Annotated in this window: 19 protein-coding genes; 6 read left to right on the forward strand and 13 right to left on the reverse strand. The window is 40.4% G+C overall.

Annotation, left to right across the window (positions count from 1 at the left end):
* Positions 1-2: 2 nt before the first annotated feature.
* The 6 genes from QMF37_RS07500 to QMF37_RS07525 form a co-directional block, all read right to left on the reverse strand.
* Entirely contained in the window at positions 3-1,418 is a 1,416-nt protein-coding gene (locus QMF37_RS07500) for a YfcC family protein (protein ID WP_071154544.1), read from the reverse strand.
* Between the two features lie 168 nt (positions 1,419-1,586).
* On the reverse strand, positions 1,587-2,894 hold the full coding sequence (locus QMF37_RS07505; RefSeq protein ID WP_283477573.1) for a transcriptional regulator: 1,308 nt from the start codon (positions 2,892-2,894) through the stop codon (positions 1,587-1,589).
* A 559-nt stretch (positions 2,895-3,453) separates the two neighbouring features.
* On the reverse strand, positions 3,454-4,008 hold the full coding sequence (locus QMF37_RS07510) for a restriction endonuclease (RefSeq protein WP_071154545.1): 555 nt from the start codon (positions 4,006-4,008) through the stop codon (positions 3,454-3,456).
* Between the two features lie 236 nt (positions 4,009-4,244).
* Positions 4,245-4,598, reverse strand: a complete 354-nt coding sequence (locus tag QMF37_RS07515) for a helix-turn-helix domain-containing protein (protein WP_071154546.1) — start codon at positions 4,596-4,598, stop codon at positions 4,245-4,247.
* Between the two features lie 215 nt (positions 4,599-4,813).
* Positions 4,814-6,163, reverse strand: coding sequence for a GntP family permease (locus tag QMF37_RS07520; protein WP_283477577.1), 1,350 nt, complete (start codon positions 6,161-6,163; stop codon positions 4,814-4,816).
* 1 nt (position 6,164) lies between these two features.
* Complete coding sequence (locus QMF37_RS07525; protein ID WP_078080175.1) at positions 6,165-7,307, reverse strand: glycerate kinase; 1,143 nt, start codon at positions 7,305-7,307, stop codon at positions 6,165-6,167.
* A gap of 135 nt (positions 7,308-7,442) precedes the next feature.
* Between QMF37_RS07525 and QMF37_RS07530 the strand changes: the two genes are divergently transcribed.
* Positions 7,443-8,519 (forward strand): CdaR family transcriptional regulator, encoded by a 1,077-nt coding sequence (locus tag QMF37_RS07530; RefSeq protein WP_283477579.1) that lies wholly within the window; start codon positions 7,443-7,445, stop codon positions 8,517-8,519.
* A gap of 125 nt (positions 8,520-8,644) precedes the next feature.
* Here the strand turns inward: QMF37_RS07530 and QMF37_RS07535 are convergent, their stop codons facing one another.
* Both QMF37_RS07535 and nadX read right to left on the reverse strand, forming a co-directional pair.
* Positions 8,645-8,788 carry a hypothetical protein gene (locus tag QMF37_RS07535; protein WP_169793160.1) on the reverse strand — a complete coding sequence of 48 codons (144 nt, stop codon included), beginning with the start codon at positions 8,786-8,788 and terminating at the stop codon, positions 8,645-8,647.
* Between the two features lie 115 nt (positions 8,789-8,903).
* Entirely contained in the window at positions 8,904-9,683 is a 780-nt protein-coding gene (nadX, locus tag QMF37_RS07540; protein ID WP_283477582.1) for an aspartate dehydrogenase, read from the reverse strand.
* A 174-nt stretch (positions 9,684-9,857) separates the two neighbouring features.
* On the opposite strand from nadX, the gene QMF37_RS07545 reads away from it, so the two are divergent.
* Positions 9,858-10,604, forward strand: coding sequence for an SDR family NAD(P)-dependent oxidoreductase (locus tag QMF37_RS07545; protein WP_058386190.1), 747 nt, complete (start codon positions 9,858-9,860; stop codon positions 10,602-10,604).
* A 57-nt stretch (positions 10,605-10,661) separates the two neighbouring features.
* Here the strand turns inward: QMF37_RS07545 and QMF37_RS07550 are convergent, their stop codons facing one another.
* Together QMF37_RS07550 and QMF37_RS07555 are read right to left on the reverse strand one after the other, a co-directional pair.
* The gene (locus QMF37_RS07550; RefSeq protein WP_071154550.1) at positions 10,662-11,645 is read right to left on the reverse strand and encodes a bile acid:sodium symporter family protein; all 984 of its coding nucleotides are present in this window, start codon (positions 11,643-11,645) and stop codon (positions 10,662-10,664) included.
* A complete protein-coding gene (locus QMF37_RS07555) occupies positions 11,646-13,046 on the reverse strand; it encodes an FAD-binding oxidoreductase (protein WP_078080174.1) in 1,401 nt (466 codons plus the stop codon).
* Between the two features lie 153 nt (positions 13,047-13,199).
* On the opposite strand from QMF37_RS07555, the gene QMF37_RS07560 reads away from it, so the two are divergent.
* A complete protein-coding gene (locus QMF37_RS07560; protein WP_283477585.1) occupies positions 13,200-13,895 on the forward strand; it encodes a FadR/GntR family transcriptional regulator in 696 nt (231 codons plus the stop codon).
* A 397-nt stretch (positions 13,896-14,292) separates the two neighbouring features.
* On the opposite strand, the gene QMF37_RS07565 is transcribed toward QMF37_RS07560, so the two are convergent.
* Entirely contained in the window at positions 14,293-15,798 is a 1,506-nt protein-coding gene (locus QMF37_RS07565; RefSeq protein ID WP_283477587.1) for a phytoene desaturase family protein, read from the reverse strand.
* A gap of 315 nt (positions 15,799-16,113) precedes the next feature.
* On the opposite strand from QMF37_RS07565, the gene QMF37_RS07570 reads away from it, so the two are divergent.
* Both QMF37_RS07570 and QMF37_RS07575 read left to right on the forward strand, forming a co-directional pair.
* On the forward strand, positions 16,114-16,785 hold the full coding sequence (locus QMF37_RS07570; RefSeq protein ID WP_058386195.1) for a hypothetical protein: 672 nt from the start codon (positions 16,114-16,116) through the stop codon (positions 16,783-16,785).
* 244 nt (positions 16,786-17,029) lie between these two features.
* Positions 17,030-17,854 (forward strand): STAS domain-containing protein, encoded by an 825-nt coding sequence (locus QMF37_RS07575; protein WP_283477589.1) that lies wholly within the window; start codon positions 17,030-17,032, stop codon positions 17,852-17,854.
* Positions 17,855-18,014: 160 nt separating this feature from the next.
* Here the strand turns inward: QMF37_RS07575 and QMF37_RS07580 are convergent, their stop codons facing one another.
* Positions 18,015-18,254: an SHOCT domain-containing protein gene (locus QMF37_RS07580; RefSeq protein WP_283477591.1), complete on the reverse strand. Its 240-nt coding sequence runs from the start codon at positions 18,252-18,254 to the stop codon at positions 18,015-18,017.
* 301 nt (positions 18,255-18,555) lie between these two features.
* Here QMF37_RS07580 and QMF37_RS07585 point away from each other — a divergent pair, with 301 nt between their 5' ends.
* A complete protein-coding gene (locus QMF37_RS07585; RefSeq protein ID WP_283477593.1) occupies positions 18,556-18,693 on the forward strand; it encodes a hypothetical protein in 138 nt (45 codons plus the stop codon).
* Positions 18,694-18,838: 145 nt separating this feature from the next.
* On the opposite strand, the gene QMF37_RS07590 is transcribed toward QMF37_RS07585, so the two are convergent.
* Positions 18,839-19,285: an SRPBCC family protein gene (locus QMF37_RS07590; protein WP_283477595.1), complete on the reverse strand. Its 447-nt coding sequence runs from the start codon at positions 19,283-19,285 to the stop codon at positions 18,839-18,841.
* Positions 19,286-19,310 lie beyond the last annotated feature (25 nt).

Consider the following 19,310-nt stretch of genomic DNA (forward strand, 5'->3'; position numbering starts at 1 on the left):
TATTACACCGGCCAGATAAAGAAATGAGCTACAGTTACGAAAATCAGGCTCAATACTGCTTGTACTAAGATTAAAGGCCATACCCATTTAAACCATTTAAGAATTGGTATTCCGGCCATAGCAAGCGCTGCAAACAACAAACCGTTCGTTGGAGAAAACATATTCGTAATGCCATCCCCCATTTGGAAAGCTAAGACCGCAGTTTGACGACTAACGCCAATCAAATCTGAGAGAGGTACCATAATCGGCATACTAAGCGCCGCTTGGCCACTGCCTGAAGCTACTGCAATATTCAACAGCGCTTGTGTAATAAACATTGCCCCAGCACTCAAACTCGCTGGAATAGTAGAGATCAAGCTTGAAATACTATAGAGAATTGTATCAATGATGAAACTTTCTTGAAGAATGACAACGGCAGCATAAGCGAGACCCACAATTAAGGCCCCAGTTGCCATTTCTTCGCAGCCTTTGACAAATGACTTGGTGATTTTGTTGAAGCCCATTCCATAAACAAGACCCATCACTAACGCCATAATAATAAAGAGCGCGGAAATTTCACCAATATACCAGCCAAATTGAATAACGGAATAAGCTAAAACCACAAGTGTCAGACCCAGTACGCTAAGAACTGCAACTTGTCTTTTAGTGATTTTCTCCATCCCCATCATGTTCCGGTCAATTTCACGCGCTTGGTCTACGTCGTAAACAATACTTTTGGTTGGATCTTTTTTCACTTTATTTGCATACAACATGACAAAAATGATCGCTGCAGCCATATAGACGAGCCAAAAACCGACACGTGGCAACATGCCAGAAAATAGTGGTAGTTCAGCTAATCCTTGAGCAACTCCAACAGTGAAGGGGTTCATAAATGCAGCGGTAAATCCAGCCGATACACCAATCAACACCATAGCAAGTCCGACCATTGAGTCATAGCCTAAAATCATAGCAAGTGGCACCATAATCATGACAAATGGAAATGCTTCTTCGAACATTCCAATTGTTGCACCACCTATGCCGAAGAAAATCATTACAATTGGAATCATGATCATTTCTTTTCCTTTTGTCTTCGCAGACAAGCTGGCAAACGCACCTTCGATTGCTTTTGTGTCACGAAACACATGGAATGCCCCACCTACAATAAAGATAAAGAAAATAATCGGTGCACTTTGCACCATTCCTTTATGAATGGCTTGAAACACAGTTAAAAATCCTGCCGGGTTTGAATCGATTTGTGCATACGATCCGTCAACAACGATCGTTTGCCCAGCATCGTTTGTTAATCGTTCATATTCACCTGCTGGAACAAAATAAGTCAAAATAGCCATAAACAAAATAACAATGAATAAAATATTAAACGGGTGAATTGCCTCTTTTTTCTTTTTCTCTTTCGTTGTTGCGTCAGTAACGATCGTCATTTTATTAGCTCCTTTTTTAGGGATTACAGATCACTACACTTCATCAATCACTACACTTCCCTCTCTGTCGTTATATAGTCGTTAAATGCTTTTACTAGATTACTATAGAAAGAAAAGTCAGTCAATAGAATTCAGATATATTGCATATCTAAATGAAAAACAAATAAGTTAGTTTAGATTCATTCGATACACCGAACGTGGACGTCCTTTGCTATAAGGCTGTTCTTCTCCAATTTGCAGAGCATAGCCTTCTTCAATTATTTTTTTCATTAGTCGCTCCGCACTGCGTCGACCAATTTCAAGATATTCTGAAAGTTGGACTGTCGTAAATCCTTCGTCATGACGCAATTTTGCAAACTCTTGGAGCTTTGTCACTGTAGCGACACTTAAATGCGTTTTACCTGCCACCTTCAACGTCTCCGTATCTTCAGTTTTGACTTGAAACGTTTTTACTAATTCATTAAGTGGCCCAATAATTTTCTTTTCAGCAGTCATAAAGAAAACACTGTGTTCCAATTTTTTTTGACGAGCATAAAACAATGCAGTCTGCGCATTTTCTTCAGCTTCTTTCGCGGTCATACCTGCGCCACAACCGATATGAATAACCAACTGTTGAACCTCGCTAAAATGGTTCAACAATTTCTGTAATCTTTCACTATACAAGAAAAGTTCCATGCTTCCGATAGTCCCATAAACTATAAATTGTCCCGGTGATTTTTTTTGAATAGGAGACTCCAAATTTCGTGCCAAATACGTTAACATTTGCTCTGCCAAGACTGCTTGTTCTCCTTCAGTCGTGAGTTCTGCACCAGATAAGGTAACAGAAATAATACCTACTGAGAATTCCATGTTTTTACTAATGGATAATTTCCCACACATGATTGCTTGCTGAAAGGTATCAATAATGGCTTTCCCTGGTACGATGATTGCCGTGGACGGAATACCTATTTTCTGGAGCCTGTCTCTCACGTAATCGATGTTTGTTACCGCATAAGTTGTTTTTCCACTCTCCCATAAATTTTGATGAAATTCGAGAACTGCATTGGGATCGATAGTTACTTGGTTTTCAGTTATTGTTTCTTTTGAATCTAAGACATGCCAATCCGACACATCCATATTCATTTCCTCTGCTACTTGATGTAAATGATGCTCATTATGGATATCTATTGATAATCCTTTTAGTCCTTCTTTTCGATTGAGCAACAAGTACAGTAAAGTGTGCGTTAATGTATATTCATCTGATGGAATAAATACCGAGGGTAAATTTCGAGCTTTAGTACATGCTTTTGACAGAAAGTAAGGAAGCGGACCAGCGAACATAATGACGTCACATTCACGAATTTTCTTAACAATTGCTAGACTTTCCAAAGGATTGTCGTATGTATAATAAGTAACTCGACTAGTCGGAACTTCATTCTCAAATTTCTTAATCTCTTCAGCAAATTTTTTTGAACTTACGACTGCAATCCGGATCATTAAACATCCTCCTTTCTTTAGGAGCAACTATTTTATAAAATGGTAAAGACATATATCCTTGTCATTTATTTTAACAATCATGTATTCGATTTTTTAGAAAAAGAATTTCCCAATGCTGAAATGTATGTATTATATCACTAGCGCTCAATTAAAATAGTTGGGAATCACTACTTTTACTCGATTCAGAATGAAACCTGCATTTGATATTCACGTCATCATTATTTAATAAAAAACTACCCCTTAGGAGATAAATCCCTTCGGAGTAGCTATTTACATTGCACAAATTTTACAGACTAGTAAACCTTAAATCTATCGTAAATGTTCTTAATAACTCAGCACTTTGCGTTCAGCTGCTACTTTTTTCGAACGGAACCAAGCTACAACAAGCGCAGCGATCAAGACAAATCCTAAATAACCCATAACCGGATAAACTGTGCTGACCAAAGTGACGAAGCCAACAAAACTCGAGGCAAATGCTGCAACGCCGAAAATGCCAACAGATACTTTGAATTTTGCTGTATCTGGTTTTACGAATCGCGCTATAAAGGAAATCTCTTGTCTATCCTACCTTCTTTGCCAATAGAATCTCTACCAATTCATCGCGATTTACTAATTTCACTTTATTGCTTCGCGCTAGTTCCGCTGCCGCTTTTGTGAAAAAACTATTGGTAACCACCCATGCTTCATTTGCTCCGTAATGCAGTTTTGCTGCAGAAATTTCTTGCACGGCTTTGATGCCAACATTACTTTTATATCGCTTTGCCTGCACAGCAATTTTTTGCGGTCCTTTTTCCAAAATAAGGTCTGCCCCATAATCGCCCGTATAAGGCGTTTTACGAACTGCATATCCTTCAGCCTTGTAACGGAGACGCAGAAACTCTTCGAATTCTGCCCCCGACATTGCATCCACTTGCAAAATACCTGACTCATTTAATTTCTTCTGCTTATTGTTTTGGAGGGTCTTTACGATTGCTAGCATGCCAACAAAGCCGACAGCCAATACAGCGACCGTTGCTGTGAGTGACTGTGTGTAAACAAATGTGATTGCGCTACTAAGCATTAAAACTGCCATTAGCAGTTCTGATAGATTATCTTTCTTTTTCTTTCTGGCCATGGGAAACTTCCTTTTTTAAAAATAAAATTTTATTTCTAGTTACTATTCATAAGTTTGTTTAAAAAAGAGTAGTTCAACTCAATAAACTAGGACAGTGAAGAAATCACTCCAATGTGTAGTGACTGCGACATAACATTTCCTATATGTCTCTTCTCTTTAACGACATTAAATTACTCTCTATCAACTATGCAATGAGTTTCATTATAATTTGAACGTTTTCTTATTACTTCAATCATTCAATTCAAATCAAACTTCTGCTTCAACCTTTTCACAATGTCTGCTTCTTTGCTTTGAATAAATTGGTTACCTAATTGTTTCACTAGGACATTAATCTCTTTAGTCATTTCTTTCTTCATTAACAATTGGTTAATTATTTGACCATTAGCTGCAAACTCTCTACCAACTAAATCGTCTAAAGAAATACTATATAAATCAGCTAGTTTGATCATTAATCTCAGAGGTGGTTCTATAGTACCCATCTCAAATTTCCCATAAACTGCTTTAGTAATCTTTAAATGCTCTGCAACGATTTGATGTGACAATTTGTTCTGTAAGCGAAGTGATTTTAGGTTCTCAGTTAGTTTTGTCATCGGTTTGCTCCTTGAGTTTTTTTGTGATGCAGTTAAAAATCGCCCTTCTAATTAATAAGACCTAACTAATGATTCAATAGTATCATATCAAACATCTATTACTAACTAAATTTTTACTGATTTTGTAAATATTATTCTCTTTAAAAATGCCTCACCCTGGATATGCATTCCAGGGTGAGGCATTTTTCATTTATACAGTTATTTGTACTACCCCATCAAACTAAAATTGTCCACAAGATCATCGTGAAGACAATCGTTGTTACACCTTGCAACAAAGTTGCCATTGTTTGCGCTTTGTAGGCTTCTGTTACCTTCATGCCTGTAAACTGTGTGATAACCCAGAAAAAGCTATCGTTAACATGACTCACTGTCATTGCGCCTGCCCCAATCGCCATTACGACAAGCGCTAGTGGTACTGCGCCTTCGATGCCGAGCGTTGGCAAGAGCGGTGCCATCAATGTTGACGTGATAACCAGTGCTGCTGTTGACGAACCTTGAGCGGTTTTTAATGCCGCTGCAATAATGAATGGAATGAGTAAGAACAACGAGCCACCAGCAAGTGCTGTCATGTCCATTCCCGCTATCAAATCTGCCACACCTGAATTGCTAATAACTCGTCCGAATGCGCCACCTGCTCCAGTAATTAATAGAATAGGTGCTGCACCGACGATTCCTTCGCCAATCCAACCAGATAAGGTTTCTTCGTTCCATTTTGGCAGTAATAAGAACGCCGCTAAGACACCAAATAATAGCGCCACTGTTGGTGATCCTAAAAATTTCAATAAGCTTGTCAGCCCACCATCATCACCAAGAATACCGGCAACAGACCCTGCTCCGATCAATACCAATGGTAGAACAATCGGCAAGAAGGCTTTAAATGTAGAAGGCATTTTCCCAAATGATTTAATGACTTCTTCGTAGCTCAATTCGCCGTCTTCTAAAGTATCATCAGGCACTTCGATTTTTGCAGCGACTTTAATAGCCCAAAGATACCCGACAACTGCTGCTGGAATTGCGACGACTAAACCGATTAAGATAATTGTCCCTAAGTAATTTTCAGCGCCTAAGTTACCAGCTGCAGCAATTGGTCCTGGTGTTGGCGGTACCAAAGTATGGGTTGCGTATAAACCAGTTGCGAGCGCCACTGACATCGAAGCCATGGATACTTTCGCACGTCTTGCTAAGGCTTTTCGTAAACTCGATAAAATAATAAATCCAGAATCACAAAACACAGGAATTGATACGATAAAGCCAATAATCGACATCGCTAGTTGCGGTCGCTTTTCACCAATCAAACGCAATACCACTTCTGCCATCCGGTAAGCTGCACCGGATTTCTCTAAAATAACACCGATAATTGTTCCGGCAACAATGACAATCCCAATATTGGTCATCAACCCGCCAAAGCCTTCGTTAACGTTCAGTACAACGTCAGCTAGCGGCATACCGGACGCGATGCCCATAAAAAATGCGCCGATTAATAACGATAAGAACGGATGAACTTTGAATACAGCAGTTAACAACACAACCAAGATGACACTTAACGCAATAATGAAAAACAACATGTTAACACCCCTTTTCGTTTTCTATATAGTTTTTAACGACTGTTTTGGTTTTTATTTTTAATTGGTTATAGGCATCGGCTACCGCTCGTTCTGCCGATACGGTGTCACTGACAATCGAATGAATTTCGGTGAAATAAGGCTCTAGTAACTCTGTACTTTCCGGTTCAACCATCCCCGAAATTAAAATCACTGGAGTCCCCGTTCTTTTTGCAGCTTCAGCAATCCCTAAAGGAGTTTTTCCCGATAAAGTTTGACTATCACTTTTCCCTTCTCCGGTCACAATCAAATCGACCGTTTCCACATGATTTTGAAATGCAATCGCTTCAAGTACGACGTCAACACCACGCTGCATATTACCTGCAAAAAACGCTTGCATCGCGCCACCAGCACCACCTGCTGCACCGGCACCTTTTTTATGATGAAGTGCCGTTCCAGTAAGTCGCTCGACAACATCTCCAAAATTTTGTAGATTGCTATCGAGTTGCTCGACTGCTTCTGGAGACGCTCCTTTTTGTGGACCGAATACTGCAGAAGCTCCTTGTTCACCGATTAAGACATTCTCTACGTCGCAGGCAATTAGAAACGTACTTTCCGCAATGCGCGGATCAAAATGACTACGATCAATTTCAGCAAGTTCACCGAGTGCGCTCCCGCCCCTTTTTAAACGTTGCCCACTGTGGTCTAGAAAAGTCATACCAAGAGCTTCTAGCATTCCTGCTCCTCCGTCATTGGTAGCACTACCGCCAAGTCCGATGATAAAGCTTCGGAAACCAGCATCTAAAGCGTGACAGATCAGTTCTCCTGTCCCGAATGACGAAGTCTTGAACGGATTTCGTTGCTCTATTTTCAACAAGGTCAGTCCAGAAGCTTCTGCGATTTCGATAACGCATGTTTGATCGTCACCAAGAATTCCGTAACGAGCGGTAATTCTACGGCCAAGCGGATCCTCGACGTCGTGCGTGATCAACTTGCCACCTGTCGCTTCAACCATGGCCGTCATCGTTCCTTCCCCGCCGTCTGCTGCCGGTAGCAAGACGACTTCTATCTCACGACCCAGTTCCTGTATGGCTTCTGCCATTGCTTGTGCGGCTGTTGTAGCAGACAAACTGCCTTTAAATGAATCGGGTGCTACTATAATTTTCAATCCCTAAAACCTCCTTACCCTATTAGTAAAGCGCTTACATAAAATTATAATGAAAAAGAAGCCAATATACATTATACTGACGGTATGGATTTTTGACGAAATATTTAGAATATATATATACACAGAGGAGTATTTATGATTACAAAACAGCTGGCGGAGGAAATTGTAGAACAAACCATGATCCGATTAAACCGCAACTTAAACGTTATGGATACCAACGGCATGATTTTGGCTTCAGGAGAAACCGAGCGGATTGAAAAAATTCATGAGGCCGCAGCTCAAGTCGCTAAAAGCGGTGAAACCTTGTGGATTAAAGAAACGGATTTAGCAGCTTGGCATGGCGTCAAACCCGGCGTCAACTTACCGATTTATTTTCAAGAAAAACTTGTGGGGGTCATCGGGATTACAGGTAACCCAGAAGAGCTCAAAGAAATCTCGACGCTCGTTCAATTGACGACAGAAATGATGGTCCATCAATCACTGATTACCTCTCATATTGAATGGAATCGTAAGCGCAATGAATTGATTTTTGATGAACTGACAAGTGGCAATCCTTTGTCTGCCGCTGTCCATGAACGGATTTCGCAAATGAGACTCGACCAAAACACGTCATTTATCACGCTATTAATTGAAATAAAAAAATCTCCTTCACTTTCTCGCAGAATTATCGAACAGCTCGAAAGCCATTTCGATGGTCAAACGATTGTTACGGGTCACTCGCAACTAAACGAAATCTTCCTATTGATGAAGAACGATGAACCGGCAAAACTTCAACAAAAATTAACTACCCTGCTCCAAATACTGCAAAAAACGGCACTCGTTAGAATGGGTGTCGGCGTAACAGTCAGTAGCATTCTGAATACCCGAACTTCTTATCTCGCGGCAAAAAACGCATTGGATTTCGGAAAGCCTGATCAGTCGCTCGTTTATTTTGAAGACGTGGAATTGATAGCGTTATTAAAGCATAATCCACATGTCGAGCTCGAAAATTTTACCAATAGAATACTAGCAGATTTGAACGATTCCTTATGCCAAACACTGGTTATGTACTTTATCTGCAACAAAAACAGCGCAGAAACCGCTGACTGCTTAAAAGTTCATCGTCATACTTTGAGTTACCGGCTAAAAAAAATCTATGATGCAACCGGATTAGATCCGACTAATTTTCAAGACGCAGTTGTACTACATTTGGCACTGACGTTGCGGGATTGAGTTGTCTTAAAATACTTTGCGACTTTCTTTCATATAAAAAAACTCCAGCCACCTGCTTGAACAAGGTTTCTGGAGTCTTCTATACGCCAACTGCATAGACAGTTTCATTTGCTCAACAAAACGATTCAAGATTTTTTCTCCAAATCATCCATTCTCTTTTCCAGTTTGGTTAGTTTACTCGTTGCTGTAGTACTTAAAATAAATCCAATCAGACCAAAAGAGAATCCTGTCATTCCAAAAGTAAATCCCAAAATTGCAAAAGACTCCAAAGTAATCCCCCTTAACTTTTGTATTCTTGAGTCACTATCTCCAATTATGTTTTATTCGCTACACATTTGTTGATTACAAAAAGAGCAAATGAGAACATCGATCGTTTTGTCGAAATCAATTCCCAATCCGTAACGCCTTGTCTTTGTTCTGCAATACTGCCACAATACTCAATGCTGCAAGAAGACTGGTCTTCGGATTGTTTGGCATCGGATTATTTTCTACTTTTAGTTCCATGCGTCCAAAATCCCCTATCGCTTCAATGGTGTGGGTATTTCGTACAACGTTCGGATCGACGATAACCCGTACGATGGTTTTCTCAACGCCAATTCCAGCAAGTGCCAGCGTCATTGCGACATTAACATTTTTCGGGAATTTCTCGACAGCTTGATAAGCAGAGCCTTCGAATATCACTTTCTCTTCACTGGCTTCGATACCAAGAGATGCTGGTGATTTTCGTGTCGTGATTCGAACTTGGTTTAAGCCTCCAGTTGCTTTAGCCGATTGCAATACGTCTAATCCGCCAATTGCGCCAGATGGCAAGAAAACTTGCGTGCCTACAGACTCAGCTAATCGATCCACTTCCTCTAAAAAATCGCTGTCTTTGAACACACCCATACTACTAACAACAAGGTCTTTCTTATAAGTCACTACTTCTTTTGCATATAGACCCGCCACTTCTATCGTCGCTGCCTCTACTACGATATCGAGTGGTGTTTCTAAAAATTCGTGAATGTCTGTATGAAAGTCCACACCAAATTGCTCGCTCAAGTGTGAACCTACTTCTTGATTGCGGCCAAAAATGGCTATGATTTCCCCTTCGATCATCTGATTACTGTTTACCTGTTCTAGTAGAAATGCCGCAATGTTACCTGTTCCAATAATTCCGATTTTCATAATTGTCCTCCTCACTTTAAACTCACATTTTATGGTATTGCATAAAGTGTAAGCTATTATCAGTCTATTTTACAAATTTCAGAAAAAATCTATTCCACTATTTCTTGATTAAGATCAATCACGATAGGGAAAAGAATACTTATAACAGGTATTTACAGCAGAGGAGGAAATTTAATGAGTAAAACAGCAATTATTACAGGTGGCGGTAGTGGATTAGGACAATCTGCAGCTTTTTATTTAGCCGAAGAAGGCGTCAATATTTCAGTTGTCGATATTAGCGAAGAAAGTGGCAACGAAACAGTCGCCAAACTTAAAGAAATAGGCGTTGATGCGATTTTCATTAAAGCGGACGTCTCTAAAGCGGAAGAAGTCAAAAACTACGTAGACAAAACACTCGAGCATTTCGGCTCGATTGACTATTTTTTCAATAACGCTGGGATTTCTGGTAGTGGTAAGAAATTCCTTGAAACCGACATCAAAGAAATTGAACAAATTGTAGGCATCAATATGCTTGGCGCTTTGTACGGCTTACGTTATGTCGCTGAAGTTATGGTGAAAAACGGCGGCGGCTCAATTGTCAATACCGCTTCAAGTGCTGGCGTCATTGGCCAAGCTTCTGTCGTGACTTACGGTGCAACTAAGCATGGCATTGTGGGTATGACCAAAAGCCTTGTTGCCGAGTACGCTAAAGACGGTCTTCGCGTAAATGCCATTGCACCTGGACCTATTCAAACACCAATGGTTAAAAAGTTCTTTGAAGACAATCCAGACATGAAAGAAAGTGCCGAGTCTGGAATTCCGCAAAAACGTCTTGGTAAACCAGAAGATGTTGCAGAACTGGTGACCTTCTTATTAACAAAAGCCGATTACATTAACGGTGACACCATCCGTATTGATGGTGGATTCACGAATACAAAATAAACGAAACAAAACCCGTAGTCAGCTTTTCGACTACGGGTTTTGTGTTGGTCGTTAAAGTTACACACTATCTGCTTTAACTTCAGGTACTCGTTTTACGTTGACTAGCTTTTCCTTTTGCGAAGGATTTTTCGACCAAATTGTGGCCAAAATCGGACCAGAGATATTATGCCAAATTGCGCCCCAAACACTTGGTAACGCAGCAAGCGGCCCAAAGTGAGCCGTGGCTAACGCGACTCCTAAACCAGAGTTTTGCATACCGACTTCCAGTGAAATAGCACGACGATCCACTTCGTCGAGCCCCATCGCCATTGCCGTTACATAACCAAGCATTAAGCCAAAGCTATTGTGTAAAAAGACTGCTAAGAAAACAACAAATCCTGAACTGACGACATTTTCTGCATTAGCTGCTGTAACAGCCGACACAATAATCAAGATCGCGGCAACTGAAATAAGGGGAATCACTGAAATTGTTTGTTTGACCACTTTTGGCATTAGCTTTTGAACCAATAGACCAAGTACAATCGGCACGATGATCACTTGAATGATGGACACAAACATAGATACTGGATTTACAGGAAGCCATTGTCCCGCTAACAGGAGTAACAATAAGGGTGTCATAATCGGTGCCATTAAGGTCGATAACGAGGTCATAGCAACAGACAATGCCAAATTTCCTTTTGCCAAATACACCATAACGTTCGACGCGGTTCCTCCTGGTACGCAACCTAACAAAACAAGTCCAGCTGCTAATTCAGCAGGCAAATTTAGTAGATACGCGATACCAAATGCAGCGAACGGCATAACCAAAAATTGTGCAGCCACCCCAACGAAAACTGGACGCGGACTTTTCGCAATAATTTTAAAGTCTACAGGCTTTAACGTTAATCCCATACCAAACATCACGACACCTAGAAGAATCGTAATGTAACTGCCTAAGCCCACAAACACAGACGGAAACAAAAAGGCAACGAGTGCAATCAAAATGACCCAAACCGCAAAGTATTTTCCCGCAATGTTACTCAATCCATTGAGAACTTTCATTTACTCAACTCCCTTTTTTACTGATTTAATATTCTTGCCAGGATTTAATAAATTGCTTGGATCCAGTACTGCTTTTATTTTCTCCATCACATCTAGCGCATGTCCGTGTTCTTGTTGCTGGTATTTCTGCTTCCCAATACCAACCCCATGTTCACCGGTAGATGTACCGCCTCTTGCTAGTGCGTACAACACAATGCGTTCATTGAATTCCTGTGCTTTTGCTATTTCTTCTGGATTATTCATATCCATCATGATAAGTGCGTGGAAGTTGCCGTCACCGACATGTCCAACGATGCCACCAGGCAATCCCAGTTCCATCAAATTTTCACGGGCATGTCCCACAGCTCCTGCTAGTTCAGAAATGGGCAGACAAACATCTGTGACCATCATCTTTTTGCCAGGATAACCGTGAATGTAGGCATACGCCAATGTATGTCGTGCTTCCCATAGAAGATTTCGTGCGGCCGTATCTGTTTCAAATGCGACTTCTTCGCAGGCATGCCCTTGAACAATTTCTTGCATAAATTCTACATCTTGTTTTAACCCTGCTTCATTACCGTGAAACTCTAAAAACAGTGTAGGTTTTTCCGCGTAAGCGGTATCATTGTATTTGTTGACTTGCTGCATTGATTGCTCGTCGACTAGTTCAACGCGCGCAATTGGAATGCCCGCTTGTAAAATCGATACGACTGCTTCGACAGCGTCTTTTACAGTTGGGAACGATGCACGAGCCGCTGTGATGAATTCAGGAATGCCGTAAACGCGCAGCGTCATTTCAGTAAAGCAACCGAGCGTTCCTTCAGAACCGACAAACAAACCGTTTAAGTGCAAGCCCGATGAAGATTTGGCGGCTTTATTGCCTGTATGTATAACAGTTCCGTCTGCTAACACCACTTCCAAATCACGTACTTGGTCGCGCATCACGCCGTATTTCACAGAAGTTGTGCCACTGGCATTTGTCGCAGCCATGCCACCAAGTGTTGCATCTGCTCCAGGATCTACGGTAAAAAACAAACCATGCTTCTTTAATTCCTTATTGAGCTGCGACCGTGTCACTCCTGGTTGTACAGTCACCAGAAAGTCCTCTTCAGACACTGCTAACACGCGATTCATCAATGAGAAATCAATAGTGATTCCGCCGTTCTCTGGAATTACATGTCCTTCTAAACTGGAACCGAGACCAAATGGCACTACTGGAATTTGGTATTGTGCGGATATTTTCATGATTTCAGAAACTTGTTCTGTTGTTTCTGGAAAAACCACCAGATCGGGTAATTTCATTTGATGATAAGACTCATCTTGCCCATGAAGTTCTTTAATGGTTTCGTTCATGCTGATTTGCTCAGCTGTTAAATGTTCTTTTAAGTGATCGAGGATGGCTTCTTGATTTGCAATTGTCATAGCTGTTCGCTCCCTTGCGTTTAAAATTGGTCCAACCAATTAACCCAATTATACATAATAATCTGAAAAGTACAACGTTTTCTTTAAGCTATTGCAGATTTTATTCTGTATACTAAAGTTAACCTTTAAAAATATGCAAGGAGAGCGCTTATTTTGAATCCAAAGAAAAAAACTTATGAACTAATCGTGGAACAAATCAATCTTCTCTGCTTAGAACAAAATCTGCAGCCAGGTGATCGCCTGCCTTCCGAACGGGACCTTGCGAGTTTGTTTGGCGTCAGTAGAAATTCCATTAGGGAAGCTTTAAAAGATTTGGAAAGGAAAGAATTCATCGAAATACGGCAAGGTGGTGGGAGTTTTCTGTCAACGACCAAACGCGACCTCCTTGGCAATGAACTTCGAACGCATATTGACAAAGCAAAAGCGATTTTGATTGATGAAATGCTTGAGCTGCGACGTGCATTTGAAGTCGAAGCCGCTTTTTTAGCAGCTCAACGAGCCAGTCCTGAAAACCTAGAAGCGATCCAAAACGTCCTTATCCAAATGGCTAATGCAAAAAGTGACCCCGAAAAAGGAGTACAAGCAGATTTAGACTTTCACTTACAAGTTGCTTATGCCACGAAAAACCAATTATTGATTGATTTAATGGCGACATTAGCCTTGCGAATAGAAGAAAACATCCGAGAAACACGCAAACACCGCTTTACCGATTCCAATCGCCAACAAGAGACACTTGACGAACACCAGGAAATATACGATGCTATCGCAGACAAAAATAGTGACTTGGCCAAACACCTCATGAGCCAACACATCTCACGTATTCGCTCTGAATTGCACAGCTCTTCTTAAATTTTGAAGCTCTTTACCGACGAAAAAGCCATCTTTGATTTTTTCAAAGATGGCTTTTTTGCTATTCATATTTTAATAAAAAACTATATAAGTTGAATAAAAGAAAGCGACTTTTCTGCACCGCCTTGGGCATGACTCCCTCAAGAAGTCAGGCAAAGTTCACCTGTCTTCTTACTTCGCCCAGGCTGTTGACACGCCGGCGCTAAATAACTCGTTAAGTAAAAAGAGAGCGTCTGTTTTTCCATTAGCAACGGGTACCGCTACGTCCTGATGCGCCAGTTGCACGCCCCATACCCTGTGGGTCCGAATCGAAAATTGCACCGCTCAAATCATCCATAAATCTCATCATCTTCACCGAGTCACCTCTTTTCGGATTATGCCCGTAAATATAGCGTTTCTATTTCTTCTCTGCTTGATCACGTCTAACAATCTTATCACTCACTTGTTGACCACTGAGCGTTACCATGGGCATTCCGCCACCTGGATTTACTGTGCCCCCGACAAAGTAAAGATTGTCGTACAGTTCGCTTTGTTTCTTGTGCTTAAAGCCACCATTTTTCTTTTTATCAGAAACCGTTCCGTAAATGGCACCTCGGTCTGAACCATACACGCGTTCGATATCGTGTGGTGTCCAGACGTCGCGTGTCACAATATTTTCCCGCAGCCCCTCTAAGCCCATGCGTTCTAATTTATCAAGCACAAGTTCTTCAAAATCCGCGTATTGCTCAGGTGTAAATGGATTGTCTTGGATATACGGAATGTGTGGCAAAATCTTAATGTTCTCATGTCCTTCTGGTGCTTGAGATGGATCGGTTTTATTCACATTCACTAAATAGATGGTTGGATCGTCTGGCAACTCGTGTTTCTCAAACACTTTCTCCATTTGTTCATGCAGGTTCTCAGAAAAGAAGAAATTATGATGATTTAGCAAGGGATACGTTTTCTTGACCCCCAGATGCAGCACAAGTCCAGAACTTGCAGGTTCATACTTTTTCTTCAAATCCGCAACAAACGCTTCGTCTGCGGCGACCATTTTTTTATAAAACGGAATAACTTCCATATTAGATACGTAATAATCTGCAGTTTCGAATGAGCCATCTTCCAGTTCAACACCGACAATTTTGTCATCTTCGCTAGTCAATGCACGAATCACACCCATGCCTGTATGGAGTCGGACGCCTGCTTCTTCTGCAAGCTTTGTTAAGCCTTCTGCTAATTTATGCGTACCGCCTTTCACATACCAGCACCCTTGCGCGTGTTGCATGTAAATCATCATGTTGAGAACGGCAGGTGCACTGTAAGGAGAAGAACCCACGTATTTAACGTAATACGACAGCATGTCGCGTAGATGTGGGTTACTAATACGTTTCGAAATCGCGCTATACATGGTTGACGTTAAATCGAATCCAGTCAACGTCGCAATGATGCCATTTTGCGCCACGGCTTCTTGCGGTGACTCAAAGCCTTCTTTTAAATAACTACGCTCTGTCGTTTTATAAATCTTTTGTGCGTATTTCAACAATGCGTAATACTCTTTCATGTCTTTGTGAGAAAGTGCAGGATTTGTTCGTTCCATTAAATCAAGATCATGGTACAAATCCAGTACGGTACCATCTGGAAAGAACGAACGCCATTCCCGCTCAAGGCGTTCAATGGGCACATAATCCTCCATCCGCTTGCCGCTCCCTTGGAACAGTTTATCAAAAATATGCGGCATCGTTAAAATAGACGGGCCGAGGTCAAAACCAAATCCGTCTTGCTCGAGACGATTTACTTTCCCGCCGATGTGATCGTTTTTTTCATATAAAGAAACCGCGTAACCTTTTTGTGCAAGTGAAATAGCAGCAGACAAGCCGCCAAGGCCTCCCCCAATTACGATTACCGATTTTTGTGAATGATTCATACAGGTACCGCCCTTCTTGTCTCATCTATACTTTTGGAGAATCTGTTAACTTGTAAAAATATTGTTATCGTCCTTACAATTCCCTACCTGTTGATTTTAAAAACTTTCATTATATAATTTTTGTATAATTTTTATACACACTTTATTATAGAAGCAGAATTATCAGAATGTCTATCCTAAACCTCTGCCTAGGACACCTGTATCTCCAAACACCAATGACTCCCACTGAATTATAAATTTTCAAAGAAACCGGCTTTTTTCAGTGTAACTTTTCTTCTACTAAAGCGCCTAACAAGCTAAAGGAGATGAAATCATTTGAAAAGAACATTTCTATTCTTTATGAGCATCGTTATGTTGTCCGGCTGCTCGATCCCTCGTGGGTGTCCTCCTAACACAATCGTTGAATGGGTCGACTTGGTTAAAATCAACGATATTCAATATCATGCATTAGATGCCACCAATTATACGGTTGAAGAGAAAGATTTAGGGGAAATTATTGGTGAAGTTAAATACGAGATGGCCGATCAAGCATGCTTAAATCATCAAATAAAAAATGGAGATGCTGCTTTTTTATCTGTTGGCACTACATTATATGAATTTAATGGATACAAAAGTGATTTCCGAATAATTGCCGATGGAATCGTTTACGAAGTTCAAGAAAATGATAAAGCCAAAACAATCGGTGAACTTTATGATATAGAAGGAAAGGTAGAAGGAATGAGTGTTAGAAGTTCTTACGATGGCAGTCATGTCATGGATTTGAAGGAGGAGCATTGGACAAAATTTATTAATGAATTTTTGACGCTAGATTTCGTAGGGTTTGATAATGTATACAAGAAAATCGAAGATGAAGAAGGAACGTTTCTCGATATTCACCTTAAAGATGGCTCTTCTGTGCGAATCCTTTATTGGACAGATGCGAATGTGTTAAATCTAGGAGCCGTTGGCAATGACACATTAAAAAACATTATTAGTTTATACAAATAAACGTAATATGCATATTGACGCTGCGTTCCTAGGATTGTCAAATTCTTCGGATGGTTTGTTGCGTCAATTTATCTACTACAATGCTCTTCCCCTTTTCTAAATACGCAGTTTTTACTCAGAATTACAGACGAAATAAGAAATCCCCGTTCTCCTAACACCACTTCACAAAAAAAAATCGTTAATGATATACTTTAAAGAGACACTCGATTTACTCATTAAAATTCACTCTAAAGGAGAAAAAGGAATGGTCAAGCCGTTACAAAAATCAGAAGAAATCAAAGCTTTTTTCTTGAAGCATCAAGAAGCGTTTGAAGAAAAATTGTCAGAGGAAGCCGTTAACGTAAAAAACAAAATGGATGAAATCTTAACGGTTGGCAATATTGATCTTGTTACAAACGCGCATGCAGTTGTTAGCTACATCATTGATGGACAAGAAGAAGACCTCCGGTTATTTGCTAAGCAAGAAGGCATTGCATGGGCTACACACTCTATTGAACTTTCCTTCAAATTAGAATGGATTCAAGCCATTCGTCGTACCTTGTGGATCTTCCTTCAACAATACAACGAGGCTACTGACAATGGAAGTACATTTGATTTTTTTGCTATGGAAAAAGATATTAACTCACGCGTTGATGTGTTCTTAAATACGTTCTTTATCAGTTATTCAACTTATAAAGATTCGTTGATTAAAGCACACCGACAGTTGGTTGAAAACTTGTCTGTGCCAATCATTCCCATCAATTCATCTGTCTCCATTCTTCCGTTAATCGGTTCGGTTGATTTGTTCCGTACATCGATTCTTGAAGAAAAAGTATTAAACGAAGTCGGTATCTCTCGTATCGATACATTGATTTTGGATTTGTCTGGAATAGCCGATATGGAAAAAGAAGTCATTTATCACATTATGAAAATTATCGATGGTACAGCGTTAATGGGCTGCAACACGATAATTACCGGTTTACGCGCAGAAGTTGTCCGCAAAATGATTCACTTAGACTTGTCTTTTGACCCAAAAACGAAAACACTGGGTACGTTGCAGCAAGCGCTTAAAACATATTTGGTCGTATGAAAACGTAAAGTTATACCTATAGAAAAACCGTGATTGAGCCAGACCCAAATCGCGGTTTTTTGCTTTATCTTCTCTATGTTACAAAACTGTACAGCTCGAAATTGCGTATTGCACGGATGTATTTTTCATGCGCGCTTTTTCAGCATCTCATTAGTCTTTTTTATAACAGCGTCTTTTTAATTTCTTCAAATTCTTCAGTCGTTATTTCACCTTTAGCCAGTCTAGTTCTAGCTATTTCCAGTGCGTCTGTCTTAGTATCTTGCTGCGAGTTAGTTAAACCATTGTTGTTTTTATTTTTCGTAAAGTAGTAAACAGCAACGCCGATGATAACCAATAATGCGAGTATCATCCAAATTCCACCTCCCATTCCCCAACCCATTCCCCATCCTGGTCCCATCATTTCTTTCTGCCTCCTTTTTAAAATCCTTGTATCTGTCTACAATTTAAATGTACGCGCTATACATGCAGAAAGTGTGGAGTCAGTTCAATTTATCAAAATGATATGAACCTTTATAAACAAAGCTTCATATCATTTTAGCCAGCTAGTAAAAAGATTTCTAAAGGTTTTTATCATGGTTGAAAAATTATACCAAGCCTATGAACAAAAAAGCTTCGGAGGAATTTGTATGTTGATCGAATCTTTGATTGTGGCAAGAAGCGTTTTGATGATTTAAAAAGCCTTAGCAGGTGACATATCTGAAGTGAACGTATTTGTCATCTCAGGTTCACCTGATAAGGTCATTTCGCGCGACTACGCAAAACAAGCGGAAGTCGGACTTATCGCATGTGGAGGCCAAGGATTAAATGCTGTTGAGCGCTATACATTGACAAAAGAGTAAAAAAAGTGAATCTCAGGTGACAACGTTTCGGGTTCTCCATTTGCCCCTGGCATTTTCATAAGAGGCCCAGTTGACTTGTTCTTTAAGCAAACTTTTTTTTGCAATTAGTTCATTTCGATTCACACAATCCGCCATATGAGACATGTTATTCGCTTTCACTAATATCTTTTAGATTTTGCAATGTCTGATTTACTGAATTGGACATCAGCTTTTTTACATAAAACGTATTGGCCACTTTCCCGACGATGTTTCCTGAAAGTTCATAATTCATCTCAAAATGAAGTTCAGTGCCTTCCTCTTTCGGTACATAACTCCATGTTTGAGACGCGTCAAAAGAACCCGTGACGAGGCATCGCCAAACATACCCATTACCAACGGGCGCGTTTTCTTCCACAAGTACATGCACCGATCGTTCTCTTCCTAAAAAAAAATACTTTAAATCCATGCTTGTTCCTTTTTTACCTGTTCCTATTTGATTTTCAGCTTCGGATAAATTGGCATACCACTGGTACCAGAATTTCGGATTCGTTGCGAATCGATGGACTTCCTCCACACTGCGGTCGATGAAAATCGTTTTCTCTACATGCCACATTTCAGCATCCCCCTTCTACAATAGA

The organism is Planococcus sp. S3-L1, assembly GCF_030063085.1.
In the GTDB taxonomy this organism is placed as follows: Bacteria; Bacillota; Bacilli; order Bacillales_A; family Planococcaceae; genus Planococcus; species Planococcus kocurii.

What these genes read in the sequence shown, in the direction of transcription:
- QMF37_RS07500 (WP_071154544.1), bottom strand. Translation starts at nt 1,418, where the DNA reads ATGACGATCGTTACTGACGCAACAACGAAAGAGAAAAAGAAAAAAGAG.
- QMF37_RS07505 (WP_283477573.1), bottom strand. Translation starts at nt 2,894, where the DNA reads ATGATCCGGATTGCAGTCGTAAGTTCAAAAAAATTTGCTGAAGAGATT.
- QMF37_RS07510 (WP_071154545.1), bottom strand. Translation starts at nt 4,008, where the DNA reads ATGGCCAGAAAGAAAAAGAAAGATAATCTATCAGAACTGCTAATGGCA.
- QMF37_RS07515 (WP_071154546.1), bottom strand. Translation starts at nt 4,598, where the DNA reads ATGACAAAACTAACTGAGAACCTAAAATCACTTCGCTTACAGAACAAA.
- QMF37_RS07520 (WP_283477577.1), bottom strand. Translation starts at nt 6,163, where the DNA reads ATGTTGTTTTTCATTATTGCGTTAAGTGTCATCTTGGTTGTGTTGTTA.
- QMF37_RS07530 (WP_283477579.1), top strand. Translation starts at nt 7,443, where the DNA reads ATGATTACAAAACAGCTGGCGGAGGAAATTGTAGAACAAACCATGATC.
- nadX (WP_283477582.1), bottom strand. Translation starts at nt 9,683, where the DNA reads ATGAAAATCGGAATTATTGGAACAGGTAACATTGCGGCATTTCTACTA.
- QMF37_RS07545 (WP_058386190.1), top strand. Translation starts at nt 9,858, where the DNA reads ATGAGTAAAACAGCAATTATTACAGGTGGCGGTAGTGGATTAGGACAA.
- QMF37_RS07550 (WP_071154550.1), bottom strand. Translation starts at nt 11,645, where the DNA reads ATGAAAGTTCTCAATGGATTGAGTAACATTGCGGGAAAATACTTTGCG.
- QMF37_RS07555 (WP_078080174.1), bottom strand. Translation starts at nt 13,046, where the DNA reads ATGACAATTGCAAATCAAGAAGCCATCCTCGATCACTTAAAAGAACAT.
- QMF37_RS07565 (WP_283477587.1), bottom strand. Translation starts at nt 15,798, where the DNA reads ATGAATCATTCACAAAAATCGGTAATCGTAATTGGGGGAGGCCTTGGC.
- QMF37_RS07575 (WP_283477589.1), top strand. Translation starts at nt 17,030, where the DNA reads ATGGTCAAGCCGTTACAAAAATCAGAAGAAATCAAAGCTTTTTTCTTG.
- QMF37_RS07580 (WP_283477591.1), bottom strand. Translation starts at nt 18,254, where the DNA reads ATGATGGGACCAGGATGGGGAATGGGTTGGGGAATGGGAGGTGGAATT.
- QMF37_RS07590 (WP_283477595.1), bottom strand. Translation starts at nt 19,285, where the DNA reads ATGTGGCATGTAGAGAAAACGATTTTCATCGACCGCAGTGTGGAGGAA.